Consider the following 22,287-nt stretch of genomic DNA (forward strand, 5'->3'; position numbering starts at 1 on the left):
GAAATGGAATGAAAAGAAAAGCAGTGATACTATCGATGATACTATTTTGCCTGTTTTCAACAGCAGGCTGTCAAAATCAGTCTGAGTCTCCAGGAGGCTCAAGTAGTGAGACCAGCCAAACCGTTACACAAGAAGCTCAAGCCAAGTTTGAGATCAAAAAAGACGAGGAGCAACTGGAATCTAAAGAAATCAGCTTCCATACGGATCAATCATTATTGGCGATTCTAGAGAAACATTTCGATGTAGAAGTTGAAAATGGACTGATTGTGTCGATCAATGGCGTGAGTCAGGATGAAGGGAAAGGCTATTATTGGACATTCACGATCAATGATGAATGGGGCGAAAAGGGAGCTGAAGAAACCTTCATAAAGGATGGTGACCAGATTGTTTTTACCTACGGAAAATTTTAAACACAAGATAAGTTTTACAGTCAAAGATCTTTGTTTTCTTTCACTTTTGACAGCGGCTTGTATTGTTGGTCGAACAACACTTCAATTTATCCCCAATGTTCAGCCGATCACTAGTATTTTCATGATCGTTTGTTTGTATAAAGGATTTGTTAAATCACTTGTGGTATCTACCTTGACGATCTTTTTGACTAACATGTATATGGGGTTTGGTTTTTGGACGTTTACACAAATTCTGTCCTATATGATCGTATTGCTGCTGTTTTTCGTGTTAAGCCGCAATTCATTTTTTCGAAAAAAATTGTGGTGCCAGATTATTTTTGCTGGTTTTGCTGGCTTTATCTATGGGTTTTTAACGGCTTTGCTGGACGTACCATTTTATGGAATAAAAGCTTTTTGGCCTTATTTTTTGCAAGGATCCAGCTTCAACTTTTTGCACAGCATTGGAAATGTTCTGTTTTATCCATTATTGGAACCAACTTTTAAACGAATTTTCAACCGCTATTGGACAAAATAACCCCGGTCGAGCTGCTATTCTGGCTCAACCGGGGTCTGTTTTGATTGCTTATTGAATCAAGCTGTCGACTAACTCTTTTTGAGGATTTGGTAAAACGATCTTGTTGATCAGCATTGCCTTTTTCTTGGCGCCTTCCGAACCAGCTTCAACCGCTGTTTTCACGGAAGCAACATCTCCGGTCAGCACCACGAATGACTTGCCGGCAATTCCTGTGCCTAACTGGATTGAGATCAATTCCACATTAGCGGCTTTGACAGCATAGTCCGCAGCAATGATCGAACCAGTAGCAGAATAATACTCCAACACACCGACAGCCTGCACTTTATCTGGAATTTTAGACATGTTCACCGCTTGGATCACTGCTGGGTTCACACGTGGAATCAGTAGTTCTCCCACAATATAACGCCCGCCAATTTCTGTCCCAACTTTAATCGATCGTTCAACGGCCCCGACCTGACCACAAAGCATAATGTAATACTTTCCAGGACAGCTGGCCTTTGCCATCAAAAGTTGTGTGTCAGCTGCTTTGAGCATATAATCGACGGTCTCGATCCCTTTGGCGATACTATTGAGTTCTAAAAATCCGATCGTATCCATTTCTTTCATTATATTGCCCTTCCTTCAATGGTAATTTTTTCAGGCGTTACTGCAGTGATCGTGCCATCGATGCTCGCATGAATATCCGCGCCTAAGGCCTTTTCAGGCGTTTTTCCAATCAATGCTCCGACCTGTACGGTATCACCGACGCCAACGACCGGCTGAGCAGGTACCCCAATGTGCATTTTTAATGGGATCGTAACCGTGTCCGGTTTGAAAGCTACTAGTTCCTCTACTTTCAATTCAGCATATTCTTGCAAGCCATCTTTCAACAAAATATTTTTAGGCGGTACCTTTTGATAATCTCTCATCAAGGAAGGAATGAGCGGCTGCTCGCTCTTAGGGTAACGAATTCCTTTTTCAGCTAGACGAGCTTTTACATAATTATTGACCTGCCGCGGCATCAAGCCCATGGGACAAGCAATGACTTCGCATATTCCGCAAGAACAGCACAACAGCGCCTCTTGCCAAATTGGATCATCTGAAATATCTTCAGGGACCTCTGTGATTGCTAAATGACGCATTATTCGATGCGGATGGATCGGATGGCCGATCTGGTAGCGAGGACATAATTCTGTGCACAATCGACATTGGATACAAGAAGAGCGTGCCTTATTGATGACCTGCTGCATATCTTTTTCGAATAGTTCATACAAAAAATCTCGCTTTTCAGTCAAGATAATTCCCGAGGTAGTTTTAGTGACCACTTGTTGGAAGAACTCTTCTTTCGTTCCAACCCTACCCATCATCGGTCCGCCATTGATAAACATAAACTCTTCTAGAGTCGCCCCCCCAGCCATTTCTAAACAATCAGCAAAAGAGGTCCCGATCGGTACTTGTAAGATCTTCGGATTGTTAACCGCACCAGTGATCGTTAACAATTTATGGGTAAAGGGTTTATCTTGCTTTGCGTGATAAACATTCAACATCGTCGAAATATTAGAGACCACACAACCAACTTCGATTGGAATGCCGCTTGGTGGAACCGTTCGTCCGGTCACTTCGAACACCATAGCTTGTTCATCACCTGCAGGGTAGTAATTCTCCATTTTGAAAATGGACACTGGTACCTGCAGCTCATCGATGGCGGTTTCTAAAGCTCGAATCTCTTTTGTGTAATGGACCTTCGTAGCGATCACGATATGTTGGGCTTTTAATAATTTTCCTACCTCTGCAATGGCCTGAACACATTCCTTTGCGAAATGATTCATGACATAGTGATCGGTTTTTAAGAGAGGTTCACATTCCGCTGCGTTGATAATGAAATATTCTGCTTCTGCACGAAGCTTTGCAGCAGTTGGGAAACCGGCCCCACCACAACCGACGATTCCTGCAGAGGTTATTTGTTCCAACAGCATAATACGTTCCTCATTTCTGTAGTAGTTTCGATGGCTGATGATTCAGAGCTTCGATATCAGCCATAAATCGTTTGCCTTCTTTAGTCAGTAAGTGCGTCATATCGGAAGGAGAGATCAAGCGTTTGCGATTCTTTAGTAGGCTCTCAGCCAGTTTTAAGGACAAAGCTTTAGCAATGAAGTGCTCTGATTTCGTTTGAATAACGTCAAAATCTGGGAAGGTTCCATTATTTGCCGTTCGAGTGATGTTGGCAATCGCCAAGTAGCCAAGTGAATCCTGGAAAATTTGAAGAAAAAGTGCCTCTAAATTTTGACGTTTTCCTTTGTTCACTCGATAGCACTCTTCAAACTTAGAAAAGTAAGACTGATACACATTTTCTATCATTGACAATAAATAAGCGGTCATGTTTTCTCTTTTAACGTTCGAAGGAAGCGAACGTACACTGTAGCAAGCGTATTGAGAAACCAAATTCGCCAAAAAATAGCCTAAATCATAAGAAAAAGGACCCATCATCGTATACTCCATATCGATCACCTTCAATTGGGAAGGAGAAATAAAAATATTTGATGAATGAAAATCTCCATGGATCAAACATTGCGAATGTCGGGAAAAATCTCGTATCAGCTGTTGCCAGTCTTCCCAAAGTGCGGGTTGTTCTTTAAAAGAAAAAAGAATACTTTGTAAAGCGATTTCATAATTATTGGCTTCAGCAATCATGCTTTCATGGGGCTGTAGAATAAAATCAACGATCACACGCCGCATGTCAGAGTTTTCAAAATAATAAGCTAGATCTTTTTGTTTTTGCTCGTCTAGGTTGAAGGCGGAAGTATGAAAATGACAATTTGCCAAAAATTCTCCAATCTGTTTACCCAACAGAGGGGCCTTTTTCCCCTTGCAAAGAAAGAAGCGCAGGACAGAGAGCTGAGAAAGATCCTCCATTATAAATAGGTGGTGATCCTCGTCGACAAAAACCACCTCCGGCACAGCCTCCGGAGACAGCCCTTTACGCAACCTATAGGTCATATATTCCAAATAATTTCGTGAAGGGTCAAGTTCTCCAAGATCTATTGCACTGGAAATGAAGGCTTTGGCGTGTTTCACAATGTAAGATCGACCATGCTGACGAACCTTAAATAAATAATTGACATATCCCTCGATATAACTGTCGTTTTCATTGGTCAATTGAAGAATGTCGATCGGTTCCTCTGGAGTAAACAAATCAGTTTTTTCTATTAAATAGTCGTGTAAAGTTTCTACTGAAATGTCCATAGAAACGCTCCTTTTCAATGGTTTCCCTCTTTTCTTTAGTTTAACGAGGAAAGTAGGGAAAATCTATAACACAATTATGTGGAATTCTTCCTAAAGTAGTAAAATTTTGCTTTTTAAAATGCGGAGCAATCGATTTGAGCAAAAAACTTGTATTTTCATGTGCTAAAATAAATGTATGAAAATGGAACAGGGGATGTGAGGCAATTGTCTAAACGAAAAAATATTGAACGCTCGATTCAAGAGTATGTACCAGGAAAGCAGGTCACATTGGCGCATTTGATCCCGAATGCCGACCCTGAAGTGTTCGAAAAGCTGGGGCTGATGGAAGAAAGAAATGCGATCGGCATTTTGACAATCACGCCAAGTGAGGCGTCGATCATCGGAGCAGACATTGCCAAAAAATCAGGGAGTGTCACAATTGGTTTCATGGATCGCTTTAGCGGAGCAGTCGTTATTACAGGCGAGGTTTCTTCAGTGGAATTTGCTTTAAAACAAGTTACTCAAACCTTGGCCAATGTACTAGATTTTGATATTCCTGAAATCACAAGGTCGTAGCATTTATGCGAAAAGTGATTTTTATTGGGGAGACGGGCTGTGGGAAAACCAGCTTGTCACAGTGGCTGCAAAACAAGGAACAGGTTTATCATAAGACACAGCAAGTTTATTATTTTGATGATTCGATCGACACGCCAGGTGAATTTATGGAAAACCGATTTTATTACAATGCTTTAGTCAGTGCTGCAGTCGACGCACAAATCGTAGCATTCGTTCAAAGTATCAAAGGCACACAGAATTATTTCCCACCTTTCTTTTCATCGCGTTTCACAAAACCTATTATCGGGATTATTTCGAAAATCGATTTAGCAGAGGAGGAACAGATGATCCTGCAGGCAAAGAAACGGTTGCGTTTGGCAGGTGCGAAGGAGATTTTTGAGGTTTCGATTGTTACTGAAGAAGGGCTGGAAGCACTGGAGGAATATCTTTTTCAATAATCTGGATTTTGATATATCTAAGAGAATATGATATGATTTAGCTAATATAAATAAGTGGTCTAGGAATTTTGTTCGATCAAGGAAGCTGGTGAGAACCCAGCGCTGTACCCGCAACTGTAAAGTAGAGTTCTACTGAGTCAGACACTTGATTACCACATCCATCTGCTTTTTCGGGAAAAGGAAAGCTGTTTTTGGACGCGATAAGTCTATACTTTTGTGAAAAAAGACAGATCTTTCTGAAGAAAGGTCTGTCTTTTCGTTTATTGATTTAATAATAGGGCTATCGAGAAGTTTGCAACAGCTCTTTGCGATATTTCGCAGGCGTTGTATTCGTGAATTGTTTAAAGGTTTTACAGAAATAGCTGGCTTGCGAAAATCCAACGTTATGAGAAATCGTTTCGATACTTAATCGAGATTCTTTCAGCAAAGCTTTCGCCCGTTCAATCCGCTGTTGGTTTAAATAGGTGATAAAGTTGATGCCTAATTCTTTTTTGAATAATTTGCTGAAGTAGTATTGACTAAGATAAACATGATTAGCGACTTCTTCTAGTGTAAGCGGTTTAGTTATATTCTTCTGGATATATTGTGTAGCCTTGTAAATTTCATCCTTGTTTGTTTGCTGAGCAGGATTTGGCGAATCTAATTGCTTTGGTGTTACTTTGAAAACGATCCTGTCTCTTGGATGTGATTCATCCGAATGGTGGTTACAAATTTTTTCAAGCAGACGGGCCGCACTTCGCATTCTTTGTGGTGAAAGAGTGGTGATCGATTTGCGTGCCTGTCGCAAGTCATGATAGGCTTGCCAATTGGATTGAATTTCCTGGATCATCGGGAATTCATCTCCATAGACAGGATCGACTTCCGTTTGTCCCATTAAAAGAAACCCGTGCAATTGGTCGTTGACGATTACGGGAAAGGAAACATCGGTTAGACCGGCGTGACAGCGATAAATACAAGGACGTCCAGTTTTTGACGCTTCTAGTCCACCATACATATCACACTTTTGACAAAGCTTGTGAAATTCAGGGTACATGCGCATCGCCCGGCAAAAAGGGGAAAAATTAAAGAGGGAAGAAGATTCTCTTCCACGAATATCTACAATAACTGCTCCAAGATCGGTTGCACAAGCAAAGTCTTCCATGATGTTGTTCAAAATGACGGTCTCATTGGTACTTGATTCAGGTGTTAGCCTATCCATAATGTGCCTCCCTTTTTGTTGCATTTTAAAAAAGTAATGTACTTTTTTATAATTTTATCAAATTTATGGGGTGTTTGACACAACAAAATAAGCGCTTACATATTTTTGGTGTGCTTTTAGCAATATTTTGCTATTCTTGGTTTATGCAAATTTCGCCTTTTTCCCTTGTGGTAAAGGCTTTTTGTCGTGGTATTATCCCATTTAGAACAATTTTTTACAATAAATGAATATTTTTTTGGAAATGGATAGAACAATAATGTTTTATCCATTTTTTGTATGATGAAACTGTAAGCAATCAATTATTTTATATTAGGAGGATGAGTCATGCAGCAAGAAGCTTTAGGAATGATTGAGACCCGTGGTTTGATCGGCGCAATCGAAGCAGCAGATGCGATGGTAAAAGCGGCAAATGTCATGTTGATCGGTACCGAAAAAATTGGGTCCGGGTTAGTAACTGTCATGGTACGAGGAGATGTTGGTGCGGTAAAAGCAGCAGTGGATGCAGGTGTTTCTGCGGCAAACAGTGTTGGAGAGGTTGTGTCCAATTACGTGATTCCAAGACCTCATACAGAAGTTGAATCGCTTTTACCAAAAGTTTCTGAATAACGGAGGAGGTAGCCAGTAATGGATGACAACAAATTCGAGATGGAAGATATTATCCAGCGAGTGTTAGCCAAATTTGATGCTGAAGCTCCGTCGACGCAACAAACTGAAACGACTAATGGAGGGGAAAATAAAATGATCCAAAAAACATGCAACTTGACTGAATTTGTAGGTGCAACAGAATTTGGCGATACGATCGGATTGGTTATCGCAAATGTTGACAACAGTTTATTAGAAAAAATGGAGTTAGAAAAAAAATACCGTTCAATTGGGATCATAGGCGCACGTACAGGAGCGGGGCCACAAATCTTTGCTGCAGACGAAGCTGTAAAGGCTACAAACACAGAAATCATTTCGATTGAACTGCCGCGCGATACCAAGGGCGGAGCTGGTCATGGTTCGATCGTCATTTTTGGTGGTGATGATGTATCTGATGTGAAACGAGCAGTAGAAGTTACGCTGAAAGAAGTGGATACTCGTACCTTTGGTGATGTTTACGGCAATGAAGCTGGCCATATCGAGTTACAGTATACTGCACGTGCGAGCTATGCATGTAATAAAGTTTGGGGCACGCCAGTAGGTAAAGCCTTTGGCGTTATCGTAGGGGCACCAGCAGCGATCGGTGTCGTTATGGCAGATACCGCATTGAAGGCGGCAAACGTTGAGATTGTTGGGTATGCCACTCCGCAGCACGGTCAAAGCTTCTCAAATGAGGTAACCATGACGATCACAGGAGATTCTGGCGCAGTACGTCAAGCGGTGATCTCTGCCCGTGAGATTGGTTTCAAACTGTTAGGTACGCTTGGAAGCGAACCGAAAAACGATCAACCTTCATACATTTAATGAATAGGAGTGAAAAGAGCATATGAAATCAAAACGTTTTGAAGAACTGGCAAAACGCCCTGTTAACCAAGACGGCTTTGTCGATGAATGGATCGAAGAAGGCTTAATTGCCATGCAAAGTCCGAATGACCCAACGCCAAGCATCAAAATCGTCAATGGTGAAGTCGTTGAATTAGATGGAAAGAAAAAAGAAGATTTTGATTTGATCGATTCCTTTATTGCAAAATACGGAATCAAATTAGACAAGGCTGAAGAAGCAATGGCCATTGATTCTAAGGTGTTAGCAAATAAAATCGTTGATCCAAACATCAGTCGTGAAGAAATCATTGATCTGACAACTTCTTGTACACCAGGTAAATTGAATGAAGTAGTCGGTTACATGAACGTGGTGGAAATGATGATGGCTGTTCAAAAAATGCGGGCACGTCGTCGTCCAACAACGCAATCCCACGTAACCAACGTGCGGGATAACCCGGTTCAGATCGCAGCGGATGCAGCAGAAGGTGCGCTCCGCGGCTTTGATGAACAAGAAACAACGGTGGCGGTTGCTCGATATGCACCATTCAATGCAGTAGCAATCATGGTAGGCTCGCAAGTTGGACGCCCAGGAGTGTTGACACAGTGCTCACTAGAAGAAGCAACTGAGCTTGATTTGGGGATGCGTGGTTTTACTGCCTACGCTGAAACGATTTCCGTTTACGGAACAGAACAAGTATTTACTGATGGAGATGATACTCCTTGGTCGAAAGGCTTCCTAGCATCTTGTTACGCTTCCCGTGGACTGAAAATGCGGTTTACATCAGGAACTGGTTCAGAAGTACAGATGGGCTATTCAGAAGGGAAATCGATGCTGTATCTAGAAACACGCTGTATTTTCCTTTCTAAAGCAGCTGGGGTTCAAGGATTGCAGAACGGCTCGATCAGCTGTATCGGGGTTCCCGGTGCTGTACCTTCAGGGATTCGGGCAGTCTTGGCGGAAAATCTGTTGGCAATGATGCTGGATCTTGAGGTTGCCTCAGGAAATGACCAAACCTTCTCACATTCAGACATTCGACGGACTGCACGCTTGTTGATGCAATTCTTGCCTGGAACAGATTTCATTTCCTCTGGATATTCTTCAACACCAAACTATGACAACATGTTTGCCGGCTCAAACTTTGATGCTACTGATTTTGACGACTACAACGTGATGCAGCGGGATCTGCGAGTTGATGGCGGATTGCGTCCAGTTAATGAAGAGGACGTTATCGAGGTTCGTAATAAAGCAGCTCGTGCACTGCAAGCCTTGTTTGCTCAACTAGGCCTACCTGAAATCACAGACGAAGAGGTTCAAGCAGCAACTTATGCAAATGGATCCAAGGATATGCCTGAACGCGACATGGTTGAAGATATCAAGATGGCTGGAGAACTTCTGGAAAGAGGATCAACAGGTCTTGATTTAGTGAAAGGACTTGCTGACGGCGGGCATAAAGACGTAGCAACAAGTGTATTGAATCTATTGAAACAGCGGGTTGCCGGTGATTTCCTACAAACTTCTGCTATTTTCAATGCGGATTGGGAAGTAATTTCTGCTGTAAATGACAAAAATGATTATGCAGGACCAGGTACAGGGTATCGTCTAGATGGCGAAGAATGGGAAAAAGTCAAAGCGATCCCTAGTGCAATCAATCCGAAAGATGTGTAAGGAGGAATAGAAAAATGGCTGAAGTAAATGAACAATTATTACGTTCTGTAATTGCTGAAGTTCTAAAAGAAATGCAGCAAGAAACCGCTGATACTCAAGTGGATTTTAAAGCAGCAAATACGCAAACAGCAGCGACTTCTTCTGACTGGTTCCAACCGATCGGGGTTGCCCAACCGGGAACGTCTAGTGATGAAGTGGTGATTGCCGTTGCACCAGCGTTTGCAGAATCTCAAACAACTAACATTATTGGTGTTCCCCATAAGGATATCATTCGACAAGTGATTGCAGGAATCGAAGAGGAAGGATTGAAAGCTCGCGTAGTCAAAGTATATCGTTCTTCCGATGTGGCCTTCGTTGCAGTGGAGGGTGACAAATTATCTGGCTCTGGCATTTGTGTGTCATTGCAATCCAAAGGAACTTCGATCATCCATCAAAAGGATCTGCAGCCTCTGTCTAACCTAGAACTGTTCCCGCAAGCACCGCTGATCGATCTGGAAACCTATCGCGCAATCGGGAAAAATGCTGCGAAGTATGCGAAGGGCGAATCACCAAACCCAGTACCAATGATGAACGACCAAATGGCAAGACCAAAATACCAAGCGTTGTCTGCGCTGCTGCACATTAAAGAAACCAAGCATGTTGTCATTGGGAAACCAGCTGACGAAATTGCAATCAGATTATAGTGAGGTGCATAAAATGAGTCAAGAATCCATTGAAAACTTAGTAAGAGGTATTTTAAAGGAAATGAATGGCGGTGGAAACGCAGACGCAGTTTCTGGCGCGACTTCAAATACTCAAACCCAGGTAGCAACTGAAGCAGACTATCCGATTGCACAAAAACATCCAGAGTGGATTAAAACAAAGACTGGTAAAACGATGGATGACATTACGTTGGAAAATGTTTTAAACGGTAGTCTGACCCCAGATGATCTAAAAATCACCCCAAGCATTTTAAAAGCACAGGGTGAGATCGCAACAAGTGCAGGAAGAGCAACGATTGCACGCAATTTTGACCGTGCAGCAGAGTTGACAGCGGTACCAGATGCACGTGTATTGGAAATGTACAATGCCTTGCGACCTTATCGTTCCAGCAAGCAAGAATTGTTGGATATCGCAAACGAGTTAGAAACCAAATACAATGCCAAGATTTCTGCTGATTTTGTTAGAGAAGCAGCTGAAAATTATGAAGTGCGGAAGAAACTAAAAGGGGATAACTAAAGCTTAGATAGACCACTGGCAGTGGTCTATCTAGAATTGTTTCCTCTTGAAGGAGCAAATACTATGAAGAGAATCATAGGTGTAGATATCGGAAACTCTTCGACAGAAGTAGCATTAGCCGAATATGAGAATAAGACCAACTGTCGCTTTTTAGATTCAGCGATTACAGAAACAACTGGAATCAAAGGGACAAAGCAAAATTTATTTGGAATCTACAAGGCATTGCGTGAAGTGGTACAGAAAAACCAGCTGCAACTGACGGATATTGATTTGATTCGAATCAATGAAGCGACCCCGGTTATCGGCGATGTGGCGATGGAGACCATCACGGAGACAATCATCACGGAATCGACAATGATTGGACATAACCCTAAGACCCCTGGCGGATTAGGATTAGGTGTGGGAATTACTGTGCCGCTGGATCAATTGGAACAAATTTCCATTTTAGAAGCTCCTTACATCGTTGTAGCAGATAAATCGATCGATTTTGAAGATGCTGCGAATCAAATCAACCGCTGTGTAAAGCAAGGGTATACCATCGAAGCAGCTATTTTGCAAGCAGATGACGGGGTACTGATTAACAATCGATTAAACAAAAAAATCCCGATCGTTGATGAGGTGGGTTACATTGACAAAGTGCCATTAGGAATGCTGGCAGCTGTAGAAGTTGCACCCCCCGGAAGAGGAATTACTCAATTGTCTAATCCTTATGGGGTAGCCACAGTATTCAACCTTAGTTCGGAAGAAACTAAAAATATTGTTCCTGTTTCAAGAGCTTTGATCGGCAATCGTTCTGCAGTGGTGATCAAAACGCCGAAAGGTGATGTAAAGGCTCGAACGATCCCTGCTGGAAATATCGAAGTCCTCGGCGACAATAAAAGAAAAAAAATCAGCGTATCCGAGGGTGCAGAGAAGATCATGGAGCTGATTTCAGAATTCCGAAAAATCGACAATGTCACGGGTGAAGCTGGCACAAATGTTGGTGGGATGCTGGAAAAAGTTAGGCATACGATGGCACAGCTGACAGAGCGTCCTCCAGCAGAAATCTTTATTCAAGATTTGCTGGCAGTAGATACCTTTGTACCAACTTCGGTTCAGGGTGGGCTAGCCGGCGAATTCTCAATGGAGCAAGCGGTGGGAATCGCATCGATGGTGAAGTCGGACCATCTGCAAATGTCGAGGATTGCTGAGGAAATCGAAAAAGACTTGAATATTCCAGTCGAAATTGGCGGGGCGGAGGCAGAGGCTGCGATCTTAGGCGCCCTGACAACGCCTGGGACTAATACGCCGCTGGCCATTCTTGATCTGGGAGCTGGATCTACCGATGCCTCGATCATCAAAAACAATGGGGACATGGTGGCAACGCATTTAGCTGGTGCAGGAGATATGGTAACGATGCTGATTGGTTCTGAACTAGGAATTGAGGATCGCTATTTGGCGGAAGACATCAAAAAGTACCCATTGGCAAAAGTGGAAAGTGTTTTTCATATTCGTCATGAAGATGGAACTGTCCAATTTTTCGATAAACCATTAGAGGCACATTTATTCGCAAAGGTAGTCATCGTTAAGGAGGAAGGGTTTGTTCCGATTCCTGGCGATGTATCGATTGAACGAGTAAAATTCATCCGACAAACTGCAAAATCGCGGGTTTTTGTCACGAATGCGATTCGCTCGTTGGAATACGTCAGCCCGACTGGAAATATTCGAGATATCCCATTTGTCGTTATTGTTGGCGGTTCAGCGTTGGATTTTGAGATTCCGCAGATCGTAACAGATGCTTTGTCGCATTTTGGATTAGTTGCCGGCAGAGGAAATATTCGTGGCGTTGAGGGACCAAGAAACGCAGTTGCCACTGGATTGATCCTTTCTTATAAGGAGGGGTAGCCATGGCACTTGATTTTTCGATTCAGCCAAAAATATTTATCTATTTGACCAATTCCGATTTGGAAAAAAGCATTCCTTTTTTGTTATATGGAATTGAAGAAGAGGGGATCCCCTTTGAAGTAAAAACGACGCAACATCGTGACGCTGTCCAGGCGGGATATCAAGCAGCAAAAGATTCCTCGTTGATTACAGGAGTCGGCTGTGACGGTCAAACACTTGTTTTGCATTACAAGAATCTTGAACCAGAGAAGCCTTATTTGGTCATCGATCGGTATCAAACGAAACCCAATGAACATCTAAAGGACTTCGGATCGAATTGTGCACGACTAATCAAAGGAATTCCGTTGAAATCGCTGGAAGAGATGGAGGTGAAAGAATGAATCAAGCTATCGGTCTAATTGAAGTAAAGGGATATGGAACAGCAATTACGATCGCAGATACCATGCTGAAGGTTGCAGCTGTCGAATTGCTGGGTGTTCAAAGAGCAAGAGGCAATGGCTGGATGACAGTCGAAGTTGCTGGTGATGTCGGAGCAGTAAAAGCTGCTGTTGATGCTGGAAAAGCCAAGGCCGGTGAAGTCAATGGATTTATCTCTGCCTTAGTCATCCCTCGGCCAGCCACTGCCTTAGACAAGGTCGTGATCGACCGAATCGATTATCCAAAACCGGAAGCACCAATTGTGGAGGAAACAAAGCAATCGGATGAAGCAATAAAAGAAGAACCAAAAGAAGAACCAAAAGAAGAACCAAAAGAAGAACCAAAACCAACTGACGGATCGAAAGAGCTTACGTTAGAGGAAAAAACGGAAAAGGTAGCTCCCAAGGACGTGGAGGATCAAAAACCAAAACCAGAAGCAAAGAAAAAACCAAAAAATAAAAATCCAAAGAAAAAATAGGGGGCAACTCAAATGAATGATGCATTAGGAATGATTGAAACACGAGGATTAGTCGGAGCGGTTGAGGCAGCCGATGCGATGGTCAAATCCGCAAATGTTTCTTTATTAGGCACTGAAAAAATTGGGTCCGGATTAGTGACAGTCATGGTCCGTGGAGATGTCGGAGCAGTAAAGGCGGCTGTAGATGCCGGAAGTGCAGCAGCAGAAAAAGTTGGCGATGTTGTTTCTGTGCATGTGATTCCTCGGCCTCATACGGATGTCGATAAAATGATCGAAGCCGGGATCAAGGATGCATAAGGCAACGCCTGAACTGATCCAGCAAATCGTCAGTGAGGTTCTTAACGAGATCGAATTGGAGGCGATTCCGATTGGGATCTCCAATCGCCACGTTCACTTGACGGAGCAGGACTTTCAGCAATTGTTTCCTGGAGAAACGCTTACCCCGATGAAACCATTAAAGCAGCCTGGTGAATTTGCTGCAGAACAAACGGTAACGATCGTTGGATCAAAAGGTGAGCAAAGCAGGGTCAGAATCCTCGGTCCTTTTCGCAAACGATCACAGGCTGAAATTTCGATGACGGATACGCGGACACTTGGGATTCCAGCACCTGTTCGTTTATCCGGTCATTTGGAAGATGCTGCGGAAGTAACGTTAAAAAATGGAGAGCATTGTGTGACGATCAAAGGCTGTATCGTTGCCAAACGGCACATCCATATGAGCTTTAAAGATATGGCGCGTTTCAAGCTTTCTGCGGGAGACACGGTAAGTGTCAGAGTAAAAACGGAAGAACGCACGACACTATTTGAAGATGTTGAGATACGTCCAGGAGAAAAATTTATCTTAGAAATGCATGTAGATACCGACGAAGCAAATGCGGCAAATATCAAACCAGACACTGTAGGCAGCTTGATCCGCAGGTAGGAAAGGATGAGAAAGAGTGAGATCCCTAGAGAAGGCTAATTTAGTATTGACCGAATTTGAGCAGCTGGCCAATACAAACACGACCAATCCGATTGATCCTAAAGAGGGCTATAAAGTTGGAGTAGATTTAGGGACATCTTCGATCGTACTTGTGGTACTGGATGCTGGAAATCAGCCTGTTTTTGGAGCTTTTGAATTTGCTGATGTCGTGCGTGATGGATTAGTAGTCAATTATCAGCAATCGGTACAGATAGTTAAGCGTCTGAAGCAGCAGGCAGAAGAAGTTTTAGGATTTTCTCTAGCCGCTGCTTCAGGAGCCGTACCGCCAGGAACCGTCGGGAATAATAAACGTGTCATCGCCAATATCATCGAAAGTGCTGAAATGCGTGCAGATCAGTTGATTGATGAACCGACTGCTGCTGCCTTGCTTCTAGAGCTTTCAGAGGGGGCCGTTATCGATGTAGGCGGCGGGACGACCGGTATTAGTGTTTTTAAAGAGGGTTCGCCAATCTATGTTGTCGATGAACCAACAGGTGGAACCCATATGACGCTGGTGATTGCTGGTTATTACCAAGAAACGGTGAAAGAAGCTGAGAAACGCAAGCGTGACAAGAAGCAAGAAAGACAGAATTTTACTATCGTAAGACCGGTCGTACAGCGAATGGCTGAGATTACACGTTGCGCACTTGCAAAATATCCGACGGAACCGCTGATCGTTGTCGGTGGAGCCGCCAGCTTTGAAGAAATTGAAAAAGAATTTTCGGTTTATTTAAATCAAGAAGTGTATAAACCGATCTATCCTCAATTTGTGACACCCATCGGGATCGCCATGAGTTCAACGATTATTTATGGGGAGGGATAGGATGGAGAAGCTGATAGAAGCAATTGTCAAAATTTTAGTTGAGCGGCAAACGAAAGAACTGTCACTCTCGTGTAAAGATTTTAAAACCGATGAACGAACGGATCGTGACTTCATCCAGCACCAAACCATCCATCTTCATCAAGTTGGGGCGATCCAATTGGCGAAACTGGCTAGGATGGATGACGAGGATCCGCTCACTGTTTGGTTGTTGAGCGGCTTGGAATTTGGCTGTGATGTTGTTTTACATTTAGGCTTTTCGGCAATTTGTTTGATTCCTAATGAATTGTTTGAATGGCCGATTCAGTTGAACATCAACCAGAATAAGCGGTTGAGGGTTGTTCCGAATAAGATTATCACTTATTCAGACGTGGCTTTGCTAGAGCAGACAGACCTTCTAATCCGTTTTCGCCAGCAGCAAGTTACAGCAGTGGCGGAAGATTATTTAAAGAAACACAAAATTCAACAGATCGTGAGGTTTTAGCTATGTTAATGGCAAAGGTTGTGGGCAGTGTTGTTTCCACTCAAAAGGATCCCTCCCTCGTTGGAAAAAAATTAATGATTATCCAACCAATTAACAGCGAACAACAGGATATTCGTTTTCAGCAGGTCGCGGCAGATACGGTCGGAGCCGGTATCGGAGACTATGTATTGCTATCCAGCGGTTCTGCAGCACGGAGACTGTTCAAAGAACCTTCAGATGCAGTGGATTACGCGATCGTTGGAATTATTGATACGTTTGACCTGTAGGAGGTGGGGCAATGAGCATTTACACCAAAACGGGAGACAAAGGGAGTACTAGTTTATTTGACAGTGTTCGGGTAAAAAAATATTCGTTACGAGTGGACACGTACGGCACATTCGATGAATGTCTCGCTCAAATTAGTGTGGCACAAAAACAGCTCTTCACTCAGGAGTTAGATGAAATACTGAACTGGATACAGGAAAAACTATTTTTATTGAATGCTGAAGTCGCTACTTCGGCAAACAAAGAAAAATTAAAAGAAAAAAGCACGTTGATCCAAAAAAAAGATACAGAACAATTGGAAAGCTGGATCGATGCTTATCTGGCAACATTGCCCGAGATTCATCAATTTATCCTGCCAGGATCCTTTTTATCCAGTGCACAATTGCACGTGGCCAGAACGATTTGTCGCCGGGGGGAACGGCGTCTGATCGAGCTTTCGGAGGAGGCGGATGTTCGTCCGGAATTGCTGCAATTTGTGAATCGACTTTCAGATTGTTTATATGTCCTTGCTAGAGTGGAAGACTTTAATCAGCAGCAAGATGAGCTGATAGAAACCATCTTGCGACGCTATCAAGCCAAACTGTTTGAAGGTAAAGAAACAGGTGATTTGGAGAAGCTGACATTGGTTTTTGAAAGCTGTGTGAGAAAAGCCAAAGAGTTAGGTATCGCTGTGACGATTGCTGTTGTCGATCAGTCGGGAAATCTAGTGGGGTCCTATCGAATGAAAGATTCTTTGTTAGTGAGTATTGATCTTTCGAAAAAGAAAGCGTACACCGCGGTGGCAATGAAGAGTCCCACACATGCGTTGTCTACTATTGTTGCTCCAGAAGGGGACCTTTACCAACTTGAAACCATAACGGATGGAAAGATTGTCACCTTTGGCGGAGGCTTGCCGATTTTTGACCAGCAGGATCGTGTAATTGGAGGAATTGGCGTCAGCGGAGGATCCGTGACAGAGGATCAATTGATCGCACAGGCTGGATTAGATCGTATGAAGGAGATTGATTATGCAAGACGATAAAATAAAAGAATTAATTAAGCAGCTGCTTCAAGAATACGTTGCTGATCCAACTAGTTTGCAAACACCAATCACTCAGACGGGCGTTTTTGCAACAGTTGACGAAGCAATCGCAGCTGCCAAAAGCGCACAAGAAAAGTACGAAGAAATGGACTTAGCGACTCGACGAAAGGTGATCAAGACAATTCGTTGCGGAATGGAACCGCTGGTCAAGGAATTTGCCCAAAAAACATTCGAAGAGACTGGGATGGGCCGTTACGAAGACAAAATCCTAAAACTTCAATTAACTATTGATAAAACACCTGGTGTGGAAGACTTGAAAACCGAGGCAGAGACTGGTGACAATGGCATGACATTGTATGAGTTGTCCGCTTATGGAGTGATCGGTGCTGTGACACCTAGTACCAATCCTGTGGAAACCTTGATTTGCAATGCGATCGGGATGTTAGCAGCGGGGAATGCCATCTTTTTCAGTGTTCATCCAGGAGCAAAGAAGGTTTCCAAGTTGGCGATCGAAAAGCTGAATGAATTGGTCTATCAAGCCTGCGGTATTCAGAATCTAGTCGTGACGATTGAAGAGCCTTCGATTGAAGCGGCTCAAGCCATGATGAAGCATCCTGATATTTCATTATTAGTGGTTACTGGGGGACCTGGTGTAGTTCATCAAGCGATGACCTCTGGGAAAAAGACCATTGGTGCAGGAGCAGGAAATCCACCCGCAATCGTTGATGAAACGGCAAATATAGAAAAGGCTGCAGCTGATATCGTTGCAGGAGCAGCTTTTGATAATAATATTTTATGTATTGCCGAAAAAAGTGTCATTGCCGTGAAAGATATTGTTTCGTACTTGATTTTACAAATGGAAAAAAATGGAGCCTATTATGTAGATGATCCAACGATCATTCAAAAGATGCTTCAGGCAACGTTGATGGAAAACGGCAGTCCTAGTCGAGAGTTTATTGGGAAGAACGCCAATTGCATTTTGAAGGCAGCTGGTGTAGAAGTCGAATATGATGTACGAGTGATCATTATGGACGTGCCAAAAGATCACCCATTCGTCGTCAAAGAAATGCTGATGCCGATTCTACCGATTGTAACGGTGGAAAACTTTGATGAGGCATTGGAAACTGCTCTTGCTGTCGAACAAAAGCTGCATCATACAGCTACGATGCATTCGCAAAATATTGGCCGCTTGAATAGAGCAGGCAAAAAATTGCAAACATCAATCTTTGTGAAAAATGGTCCGTCATTCGCTGGTTTAGGCTATGGTGGTGAGGGAACGACAACCTTTACGATCGCAACACCTACCGGAGAGTGTACCACTACAGCGAAAGACTTCGCTCGACGGAGACGCTGTGTATTGACCGATGGCTTTTCCATTCGATAGGAGGCAGCAGAATGAAAAAATGGAGGATGCTGCCGCAGGTTTATTCAGGGGAGGACTGCTTAGCGAGACTTGAGCAGTTTGAAAATGAACGAGTGTGTTTAGTCTGTGATCCTTTTTTGATCGGCAGTGAAAATTTAAAACGAGTATTGTCTCATTTAGAAGAAAAAAATGAAGTGACGGCTTATTCGGAGATCGTTCCAGATCCACCGATCGAGGTCGTTGCTGAGGGTGTTGCTCGAATGCAGGAGCATCAGCCATCAGTTTTAGTAGCCGTGGGAGGTGGTTCTGCCATCGATACGGCTAAAGCGATGTTGTTTACCATGCTGGTTACCGGATATGGCAAAATCCAGCGCTTTATAGCGATACCGACGACCAGCGGAACTGGCTCAGAGGTCACTAGCGCTTCTGTGGTGACAGATAACAAAGAGAAAATCAAATACCCCGTGTTTGATGATCGTTTAATTCCAGACGAGGCATTGTTGGATGAGCAATTGGTCGTGACCAGTCCACCCTCTGTCACTGCCTTTAGCGGATTGGATGTATTGACTCACGCGTTAGAGGCGTTGGTGGCAAAAAATCGGACAACGTTTACAGATGCCTTGGCCGAAAAAGCCGTTCGCTTTGTATTAATCTATTTAGAACGCTGCTTTACACATGGGGAAGATTTGCATGCACGTAAAAAAATGCATGAAGCCTCTTGTTTAGCCGGCTTAGCGTTTGATGCAGCCGGTCTTGGGATCAATCACGCAATCGCTCACCAGGTGGGCGGTCAGTTTAAGGTGCCTCATGGATTGGCAAATGCGATGCTATTGCCACATGTCGTTGATTTCAACGGAAAAGACAAAAGAGCAAAAGAAACCTATGCAAAAATTGCTGTTCATTTAGGATTGGGAAATCCTTCGCTTAGTAAGGATCTATTAGTGATGAAGCTGGAAAAAGAAATCATTCAGCTTTGCAAAGCAGTCAAGTGTCCTATGACCCTGAGAGAGTTTGGGATTGATCCAACAGAGGCTAAGGAGCGTGCGGAAATCATTGCACAAAATGCATTGAACGACAGCACTTATCCATTTAATCCAATAACGGCAAGTAAGGAAGACCTGATCCGAGTCTACAAAAAAATTATTTAAAGTATCAGCCAAGTCTTGACGAGTTGTTCGTCATCATTTGAAGCAAACGAAAAAAATAATAAAGAGCGAGGAGGACTTGAAATGAATAGTCCAGTGTTTGGAGAATTCTTTGGAACAATCGTACTAATTGCTTTTGGTTCTGGTGTTGGTTGTTCAACGAACTTAAAAGGAGCTTTAGGAAAAGCTGTTGGCGCAAACTGGGTTTACATCGCTTTTGGCTGGGGGATCGCCGTGATGCTGGGAGTGTTTGCCAGCGGTCAATTTGGTTCGCCAGGGCACTTGAATCCAGCTGTTACGATCGGTTTTGCAGTTGCGGGGAGCTTTGAATGGGCACAAGTATTGCCATTTATTTTAGCCCAGATTGCAGGTGCATTCGTGGGGGCGCTGATTGCGGCGATTCATTTTTGGCCGCATTTTCAAAATACAACCGTGGAAGAAGGCAATTCAGTTGGTATCTTTGCGACAGGTCCAGCAATCGTAAATACACCTTTCAATGTAATTAGTGAAGTTATCGCTACTTGTTTCTTTGTTTTAGCGATCCAATTGATGCCAGCAGCGGATATTCCTCCTGGGGTACAGCCATTGATTCTTGTCTTTGTAGTTGCTGGGATCGGTTTTTCATTCGGATCGACAACTGGATACGCAATCAACCCTTGTCGTGACTTTGGTCCACGCTTAATGTATGCGATTATGCCGATTCCAAACAAAGGCGGGGCAAACTGGGGCTATGCTTGGGTACCGATCGTGGGCCCGATCATTGGTGCTTGTATCGCAACATTATTAGTAAAAGCTGTAAGTTAGAGGTGACAGAATGCCAACAAAAATTATGTCCATCAATGCGGGAAGCTCTTCTTTGAAATTTCAATTATTTGAAATGCCGACTGAAAAAACAGTTGCCAAAGGCCTTTTTGAACGGCTGGGAAGTCAGGACAACGCTGTATTTAGTTATTCGTTTGGCACAGCAAAGGAGAAAAAGGAACTGAACCGGTTTTCTCACAAAGAGGCGGTAGATTTTCTATTGAATTTTTTGATTGAGAAAAAAATCCTTTCATCGTTGGAAGAGTTAAAAGGGGTTGGACATCGAGTAGCTCACGGAGGCGAGGCTTTTCCTCATTCGTGTGTGATTGGTATTCAAGAAGAAGCAGTGATTGATGAGCTGTGTCAACTGGCTCCTTTGCATAATCCAGTAAATTTAGTAGGGATCCGTTCCTTTAAGGAGGCTCTTCCTGGGGTTAAGCAGGTTGCTGTTTTCGACACAGCTTTTCATCAAACGATGCCGTCAAAAAACTATATTTATCCAATCCCTTATGATTATTATACGCAGGATGGGATTCGAAAGTATGGGTTTCATGGAACGAGCCATCAATACGTAGGGGATGAAGCGGCGAAGGCGCTAGGGGAGCAAGTCGAATCACTTAAGATCATTTCCTGCCACTTGGGTAATGGCGCAAGCATTTGTGCGATCAAAAATGGCAAATCGTTCGATACCAGCATGGGATTCACTCCGTTAGCTGGACTAATGATGGGGACGCGCTGCGGGGATATCGACCCCTCAATCTTGACTTATCTGCAAAAAAATAAAAAAATGACACCAGAAGATGTTGAAGCAATGATGAATCAGCAATCAGGCTTTTTAGGTGTCTCACAGCTTTCCAACGATTCTCGCGATATTTTAAAGGCCGCAAGTGAAGACAACCCACAAGCACGATTGGCCTTAGATATTTTTACGAATCGAGTTAAAACGACAATTGGAGCTTACGCTGCAGAAATGGGCGGAATCGATGTTGTGATTTTTACAGCGGGAATTGGCGAGAACTCTGCTGAGATTCGCCAGCTGTGTTGTTCTGATCTAGCTTTCTTAGGCATTGAATTAGATGAAAATCGCAATCAAGAGGGACAATCATTCATCCAAAAAGATGGAAAGTCCGTTTACGTAATGGTAATTCCTACAAATGAAGAGTTGAAGATTGCACAAGATACATTTGAACTTGTATAACCTATGACAAAAAGCCATCCTAAAAAAGGATGGCTTTTTGTCATAGGTTTATCCGCTGATCAGTTGGACAATGATCAAGAAAATTGATGGTATCAGTGAAAGCACAGCATTGTAAAAGAAATGAGCCATTATATTGACCCAAATATTTTTACTCCAATAGTAAAGTCCAGCCAGAGCTAATCCTGCGACCATCAAAGGGATCATCATGATCGGAGTGCCAGAGTAATTATTGTAATGAACTAGTCCAAACAAAATGGACGAAACAAGCAACATGACTACTCTCAGGTTTTTTGAATCTTTCCACTTGTAAAACAATTCATGTCTAAATACAATCTCTTCAGTAAATGGCGCTAAGACCGGAATAACTCCAGAAATTAAAATCGACAAGGTGGTACTAGGACTAATCGCTGCCGCATACGATCCAAGAGCTAGACTTCCTGTTGGTTTCATCAATAACATACGGCCTAAAAAGATTATTATGCCAAAGGAAACTGCACCAAGCAGACTTAAACCAATATTTTTCAGCAGATGCTGTTTATATCTACGAAAATCAGCGATTAATAAGTCCCTTCTTAACAATACTGCTGTTAAAAAACCAGAAAAAAAGATAAAAAAAGCGGCAATCGTGGCGATCATTTGGTTTTGAGTGACCCCCAGAGTGTTGATAAGTGAACCTAATAAAAGTTCTGCTGGAACGATCAGTAAAATTACGACATCTCGCCATGTCCATTGTATTGATTTTTTCATTGTTAATCACCTCGCGAAAA

General features: G+C 43.0%; 27 protein-coding genes and 1 riboswitch. Of the genes, 22 read left to right on the top strand and 5 right to left on the bottom strand.

Annotated features, from left to right (window positions below; all coding sequences use genetic code 11):
- Nucleotides 1–8 precede the first annotated feature (8 nt).
- Nucleotides 9–410: a DUF4430 domain-containing protein gene (locus NRIC_RS15480; protein WP_175580127.1), complete on the top strand. Its 402-nt coding sequence runs from the start codon at nucleotides 9–11 to the stop codon at nucleotides 408–410.
- Entirely contained in the window at nucleotides 385–924 is a 540-nt protein-coding gene (locus NRIC_RS15485) for an ECF transporter S component (protein ID WP_175580128.1), read from the top strand. The genes NRIC_RS15480 and NRIC_RS15485 overlap by 26 nt, the downstream gene beginning before the upstream one ends.
- A gap of 48 nt (nucleotides 925–972) precedes the next feature.
- Here the strand turns inward: NRIC_RS15485 and NRIC_RS15490 are convergent, their stop codons facing one another.
- Genes NRIC_RS15490 through NRIC_RS15500 form a run of 3 tightly spaced genes read right to left on the bottom strand, consistent with a single transcriptional unit; the run spans nucleotide 973 to nucleotide 4,146 of the window.
- Nucleotides 973–1,530 carry a BMC domain-containing protein gene (locus tag NRIC_RS15490; protein WP_146623616.1) on the bottom strand — a complete coding sequence of 186 codons (558 nt, stop codon included), beginning with the start codon at nucleotides 1,528–1,530 and terminating at the stop codon, nucleotides 973–975.
- Nucleotides 1,530–2,879, bottom strand: a complete 1,350-nt coding sequence (locus tag NRIC_RS15495) for a 4Fe-4S dicluster domain-containing protein (RefSeq protein WP_146623617.1) — start codon at nucleotides 2,877–2,879, stop codon at nucleotides 1,530–1,532. Before NRIC_RS15495 ends, NRIC_RS15490 begins: the two co-directional genes overlap by 1 nt.
- Before the next feature lie 10 nt (nucleotides 2,880–2,889).
- Nucleotides 2,890–4,146: a phosphotransferase gene (locus tag NRIC_RS15500; protein WP_146623618.1), complete on the bottom strand. Its 1,257-nt coding sequence runs from the start codon at nucleotides 4,144–4,146 to the stop codon at nucleotides 2,890–2,892.
- Between the two features lie 171 nt (nucleotides 4,147–4,317).
- Between NRIC_RS15500 and NRIC_RS15505 the strand changes: the two genes are divergently transcribed.
- Both NRIC_RS15505 and NRIC_RS15510 read left to right on the top strand, forming a co-directional pair.
- Nucleotides 4,318–4,701 (top strand): BMC domain-containing protein, encoded by a 384-nt coding sequence (locus NRIC_RS15505; RefSeq protein ID WP_146623619.1) that lies wholly within the window; start codon nucleotides 4,318–4,320, stop codon nucleotides 4,699–4,701.
- Nucleotides 4,702–4,706: 5 nt separating this feature from the next.
- Nucleotides 4,707–5,138, top strand: coding sequence for a EutP/PduV family microcompartment system protein (locus NRIC_RS15510; RefSeq protein WP_146623620.1), 432 nt, complete (start codon nucleotides 4,707–4,709; stop codon nucleotides 5,136–5,138).
- Between the two features lie 47 nt (nucleotides 5,139–5,185).
- Nucleotides 5,186–5,305, top strand: a riboswitch (cobalamin riboswitch).
- A gap of 113 nt (nucleotides 5,306–5,418) precedes the next feature.
- On the opposite strand, the gene NRIC_RS15515 is transcribed toward NRIC_RS15510, so the two are convergent.
- Complete coding sequence (locus tag NRIC_RS15515; protein WP_146623621.1) at nucleotides 5,419–6,336, bottom strand: PocR ligand-binding domain-containing protein; 918 nt, start codon at nucleotides 6,334–6,336, stop codon at nucleotides 5,419–5,421.
- Nucleotides 6,337–6,660: 324 nt separating this feature from the next.
- On the opposite strand from NRIC_RS15515, the gene NRIC_RS15520 reads away from it, so the two are divergent.
- The 18 genes from NRIC_RS15520 (at nucleotide 6,661) to NRIC_RS15605 (ending at nucleotide 21,520) form a co-directional block, all read left to right on the top strand.
- The gene (locus tag NRIC_RS15520; protein ID WP_146623622.1) at nucleotides 6,661–6,942 is read left to right on the top strand and encodes a BMC domain-containing protein; all 282 of its coding nucleotides are present in this window, start codon (nucleotides 6,661–6,663) and stop codon (nucleotides 6,940–6,942) included.
- Nucleotides 6,943–6,960: 18 nt separating this feature from the next.
- Nucleotides 6,961–7,782: a propanediol utilization microcompartment protein PduB gene (gene pduB / locus NRIC_RS15525; RefSeq protein ID WP_146623623.1), complete on the top strand. Its 822-nt coding sequence runs from the start codon at nucleotides 6,961–6,963 to the stop codon at nucleotides 7,780–7,782.
- A 22-nt stretch (nucleotides 7,783–7,804) separates the two neighbouring features.
- Nucleotides 7,805–9,466, top strand: a complete 1,662-nt coding sequence (locus NRIC_RS15530; protein ID WP_146623624.1) for a propanediol/glycerol family dehydratase large subunit — start codon at nucleotides 7,805–7,807, stop codon at nucleotides 9,464–9,466.
- Nucleotides 9,467–9,480: 14 nt separating this feature from the next.
- Nucleotides 9,481–10,149, top strand: a complete 669-nt coding sequence (locus NRIC_RS15535; protein WP_146623625.1) for a propanediol/glycerol family dehydratase medium subunit — start codon at nucleotides 9,481–9,483, stop codon at nucleotides 10,147–10,149.
- A 13-nt stretch (nucleotides 10,150–10,162) separates the two neighbouring features.
- Nucleotides 10,163–10,684, top strand: a complete 522-nt coding sequence (locus NRIC_RS15540) for a diol dehydratase small subunit (RefSeq protein ID WP_146623626.1) — start codon at nucleotides 10,163–10,165, stop codon at nucleotides 10,682–10,684.
- 63 nt (nucleotides 10,685–10,747) lie between these two features.
- The gene (locus tag NRIC_RS15545; protein ID WP_146623627.1) at nucleotides 10,748–12,568 is read left to right on the top strand and encodes a diol dehydratase reactivase subunit alpha; all 1,821 of its coding nucleotides are present in this window, start codon (nucleotides 10,748–10,750) and stop codon (nucleotides 12,566–12,568) included.
- A 2-nt stretch (nucleotides 12,569–12,570) separates the two neighbouring features.
- Complete coding sequence (locus NRIC_RS15550; RefSeq protein WP_146623628.1) at nucleotides 12,571–12,948, top strand: glycerol dehydratase reactivase beta/small subunit family protein; 378 nt, start codon at nucleotides 12,571–12,573, stop codon at nucleotides 12,946–12,948.
- Complete coding sequence (locus NRIC_RS19795) at nucleotides 12,945–13,463, top strand: BMC domain-containing protein (protein ID WP_146623629.1); 519 nt, start codon at nucleotides 12,945–12,947, stop codon at nucleotides 13,461–13,463. The genes NRIC_RS15550 and NRIC_RS19795 overlap by 4 nt, the downstream gene beginning before the upstream one ends.
- 12 nt (nucleotides 13,464–13,475) lie before the next feature.
- On the top strand, nucleotides 13,476–13,760 hold the full coding sequence (locus NRIC_RS15560) for a BMC domain-containing protein (RefSeq protein WP_146623630.1): 285 nt from the start codon (nucleotides 13,476–13,478) through the stop codon (nucleotides 13,758–13,760).
- A complete protein-coding gene (pduL, locus tag NRIC_RS15565) occupies nucleotides 13,753–14,385 on the top strand; it encodes a phosphate propanoyltransferase (RefSeq protein ID WP_146623631.1) in 633 nt (210 codons plus the stop codon). The genes NRIC_RS15560 and pduL overlap by 8 nt, the downstream gene beginning before the upstream one ends.
- A 16-nt stretch (nucleotides 14,386–14,401) precedes the next feature.
- A complete protein-coding gene (gene eutJ, locus NRIC_RS15570; protein WP_146623632.1) occupies nucleotides 14,402–15,247 on the top strand; it encodes an ethanolamine utilization protein EutJ in 846 nt (281 codons plus the stop codon).
- A 1-nt stretch (nucleotide 15,248) separates the two neighbouring features.
- On the top strand, nucleotides 15,249–15,728 hold the full coding sequence (pduM, locus tag NRIC_RS15575; RefSeq protein ID WP_175580129.1) for a PduM family microcompartment protein: 480 nt from the start codon (nucleotides 15,249–15,251) through the stop codon (nucleotides 15,726–15,728).
- Between the two features lie 2 nt (nucleotides 15,729–15,730).
- Nucleotides 15,731–15,994: a EutN/CcmL family microcompartment protein gene (locus NRIC_RS15580; protein ID WP_146623634.1), complete on the top strand. Its 264-nt coding sequence runs from the start codon at nucleotides 15,731–15,733 to the stop codon at nucleotides 15,992–15,994.
- An 11-nt stretch (nucleotides 15,995–16,005) separates the two neighbouring features.
- Nucleotides 16,006–17,013 (top strand): cob(I)yrinic acid a,c-diamide adenosyltransferase, encoded by a 1,008-nt coding sequence (locus tag NRIC_RS15585; RefSeq protein WP_146623635.1) that lies wholly within the window; start codon nucleotides 16,006–16,008, stop codon nucleotides 17,011–17,013.
- A complete protein-coding gene (locus NRIC_RS15590) occupies nucleotides 17,000–18,397 on the top strand; it encodes an aldehyde dehydrogenase family protein (RefSeq protein WP_146623636.1) in 1,398 nt (465 codons plus the stop codon). Before NRIC_RS15585 ends, NRIC_RS15590 begins: the two co-directional genes overlap by 14 nt.
- Before the next feature lie 11 nt (nucleotides 18,398–18,408).
- A complete protein-coding gene (locus NRIC_RS15595) occupies nucleotides 18,409–19,524 on the top strand; it encodes a 1-propanol dehydrogenase PduQ (protein ID WP_146623637.1) in 1,116 nt (371 codons plus the stop codon).
- A gap of 81 nt (nucleotides 19,525–19,605) precedes the next feature.
- Nucleotides 19,606–20,325 carry an MIP/aquaporin family protein gene (locus NRIC_RS15600; protein WP_146623638.1) on the top strand — a complete coding sequence of 240 codons (720 nt, stop codon included), beginning with the start codon at nucleotides 19,606–19,608 and terminating at the stop codon, nucleotides 20,323–20,325.
- 10 nt (nucleotides 20,326–20,335) lie between these two features.
- Nucleotides 20,336–21,520, top strand: a complete 1,185-nt coding sequence (locus NRIC_RS15605; RefSeq protein WP_146623639.1) for an acetate/propionate family kinase — start codon at nucleotides 20,336–20,338, stop codon at nucleotides 21,518–21,520.
- Nucleotides 21,521–21,568: 48 nt separating this feature from the next.
- On the opposite strand, the gene NRIC_RS15610 is transcribed toward NRIC_RS15605, so the two are convergent.
- Complete coding sequence (locus tag NRIC_RS15610) at nucleotides 21,569–22,267, bottom strand: CPBP family intramembrane glutamic endopeptidase (protein WP_146623640.1); 699 nt, start codon at nucleotides 22,265–22,267, stop codon at nucleotides 21,569–21,571.
- Nucleotides 22,268–22,287 lie beyond the last annotated feature (20 nt).

This window comes from Enterococcus florum (genome assembly GCF_004309355.1).
Classification (GTDB): Bacteria; Bacillota; Bacilli; order Lactobacillales; family Enterococcaceae; genus Enterococcus_A; species Enterococcus_A florum.

Excerpts from the sequence above, each read along its gene's own strand:
- NRIC_RS15480 (WP_175580127.1), top strand. The coding sequence starts at position 9 with ATGAAAAGAAAAGCAGTGATACTATCGATGATACTATTTTGCCTGTTT.
- NRIC_RS15490 (WP_146623616.1), bottom strand. The coding sequence starts at position 1,530 with ATGAAAGAAATGGATACGATCGGATTTTTAGAACTCAATAGTATCGCC.
- NRIC_RS15495 (WP_146623617.1), bottom strand. The coding sequence starts at position 2,879 with ATGCTGTTGGAACAAATAACCTCTGCAGGAATCGTCGGTTGTGGTGGG.
- NRIC_RS15500 (WP_146623618.1), bottom strand. The coding sequence starts at position 4,146 with ATGGACATTTCAGTAGAAACTTTACACGACTATTTAATAGAAAAAACT.
- NRIC_RS15505 (WP_146623619.1), top strand. The coding sequence starts at position 4,318 with ATGTATGAAAATGGAACAGGGGATGTGAGGCAATTGTCTAAACGAAAA.
- NRIC_RS15510 (WP_146623620.1), top strand. The coding sequence starts at position 4,707 with ATGCGAAAAGTGATTTTTATTGGGGAGACGGGCTGTGGGAAAACCAGC.
- NRIC_RS15515 (WP_146623621.1), bottom strand. The coding sequence starts at position 6,336 with ATGGATAGGCTAACACCTGAATCAAGTACCAATGAGACCGTCATTTTG.
- NRIC_RS15520 (WP_146623622.1), top strand. The coding sequence starts at position 6,661 with ATGCAGCAAGAAGCTTTAGGAATGATTGAGACCCGTGGTTTGATCGGC.
- pduB (WP_146623623.1), top strand. The coding sequence starts at position 6,961 with ATGGATGACAACAAATTCGAGATGGAAGATATTATCCAGCGAGTGTTA.
- NRIC_RS15530 (WP_146623624.1), top strand. The coding sequence starts at position 7,805 with ATGAAATCAAAACGTTTTGAAGAACTGGCAAAACGCCCTGTTAACCAA.
- NRIC_RS15535 (WP_146623625.1), top strand. The coding sequence starts at position 9,481 with ATGGCTGAAGTAAATGAACAATTATTACGTTCTGTAATTGCTGAAGTT.
- NRIC_RS15540 (WP_146623626.1), top strand. The coding sequence starts at position 10,163 with ATGAGTCAAGAATCCATTGAAAACTTAGTAAGAGGTATTTTAAAGGAA.
- NRIC_RS15545 (WP_146623627.1), top strand. The coding sequence starts at position 10,748 with ATGAAGAGAATCATAGGTGTAGATATCGGAAACTCTTCGACAGAAGTA.
- NRIC_RS15550 (WP_146623628.1), top strand. The coding sequence starts at position 12,571 with ATGGCACTTGATTTTTCGATTCAGCCAAAAATATTTATCTATTTGACC.
- NRIC_RS19795 (WP_146623629.1), top strand. The coding sequence starts at position 12,945 with ATGAATCAAGCTATCGGTCTAATTGAAGTAAAGGGATATGGAACAGCA.
- NRIC_RS15560 (WP_146623630.1), top strand. The coding sequence starts at position 13,476 with ATGAATGATGCATTAGGAATGATTGAAACACGAGGATTAGTCGGAGCG.
- pduL (WP_146623631.1), top strand. The coding sequence starts at position 13,753 with ATGCATAAGGCAACGCCTGAACTGATCCAGCAAATCGTCAGTGAGGTT.
- pduM (WP_175580129.1), top strand. The coding sequence starts at position 15,249 with ATGGAGAAGCTGATAGAAGCAATTGTCAAAATTTTAGTTGAGCGGCAA.
- NRIC_RS15580 (WP_146623634.1), top strand. The coding sequence starts at position 15,731 with ATGTTAATGGCAAAGGTTGTGGGCAGTGTTGTTTCCACTCAAAAGGAT.
- NRIC_RS15585 (WP_146623635.1), top strand. The coding sequence starts at position 16,006 with ATGAGCATTTACACCAAAACGGGAGACAAAGGGAGTACTAGTTTATTT.
- NRIC_RS15590 (WP_146623636.1), top strand. The coding sequence starts at position 17,000 with ATGCAAGACGATAAAATAAAAGAATTAATTAAGCAGCTGCTTCAAGAA.
- NRIC_RS15595 (WP_146623637.1), top strand. The coding sequence starts at position 18,409 with ATGAAAAAATGGAGGATGCTGCCGCAGGTTTATTCAGGGGAGGACTGC.
- NRIC_RS15600 (WP_146623638.1), top strand. The coding sequence starts at position 19,606 with ATGAATAGTCCAGTGTTTGGAGAATTCTTTGGAACAATCGTACTAATT.
- NRIC_RS15605 (WP_146623639.1), top strand. The coding sequence starts at position 20,336 with ATGCCAACAAAAATTATGTCCATCAATGCGGGAAGCTCTTCTTTGAAA.
- NRIC_RS15610 (WP_146623640.1), bottom strand. The coding sequence starts at position 22,267 with ATGAAAAAATCAATACAATGGACATGGCGAGATGTCGTAATTTTACTG.